The organism is Pseudoalteromonas sp. Z1A2 (genome assembly GCF_011378755.1).
Lineage (GTDB): Bacteria > Pseudomonadota > Gammaproteobacteria > Enterobacterales > Alteromonadaceae > Pseudoalteromonas > Pseudoalteromonas distincta.
The window spans coordinates 1-666 of sequence record NZ_WTKX01000084.1 but is presented as its reverse complement, the minus strand read 5'-3'; the positions used below and the strand labels follow the sequence as shown (position 1 = coordinate 666).

Annotated in this window: 2 rRNA genes; both read right to left on the bottom strand. The window is 39.6% G+C overall.

Annotation, left to right across the window (positions count from 1 at the left end):
* Positions 1–171: 171 nt before the first annotated feature.
* Positions 172–286 (bottom strand): 5S ribosomal RNA (gene rrf, locus GQR47_RS20290).
* Between the two features lie 62 nt (positions 287–348).
* Positions 349–463, bottom strand: a 5S ribosomal RNA gene (rrf, locus tag GQR47_RS20285).
* Positions 464–666: the final 203 nt, after the last annotated feature.

Here is a 666-nt window from a genome sequence, read left to right as displayed (position 1 = left end):
CTTGATGAACTGTGCCAGCCTGAGCCCGATATCGACAGCTTGTTACCCTGGAATTTTAAAACATAGGTGTAGTTCGCTAGACGCTCACACTGAGTTCGGCATGGACTATTTATAAAATTCCAAAAAGCAAAAAACCCGTCACATTACTGTAACGGGTTTCTCTTAATTAAATCCTGGTAATGTCCTACTTTCACATAGCAAATGCTACACTATCATCGGCGCTGTTTCGTTTCACTACTGAGTTCGGCATGGGATCAGGTGGGTCCAAAACGCTATTGTCACCAAGAAAATTCTTTTCAATTTTCTTATTTTAATTATTAAGGTTAAAGTCCTTCGACTGAATTTGAAGCCTGGTAATGTCCTACTTTCACATAGCAAATGCTACACTATCATCGGCGCTGTTTCGTTTCACTACTGAGTTCGGCATGGAGTCAGGTGGGTCCAAAACGCTATTGTCACCAAGCAAATTTGGTGTAAGTTCGATTCAATCGAGCTTACTAAAATTTGGAATTTCTGATAATAAAATGTCTTCAGTAATCTACTTTAGTCTATTAACTTCTGTCTTAAACTATCACACAAAACGCGTTTGGCGTTGTATGGTTAAGCCTCACGGGTAATTAGTACAAGTTAGCTTAATGGCTCACACCACTTCCACATCTTGCCTAT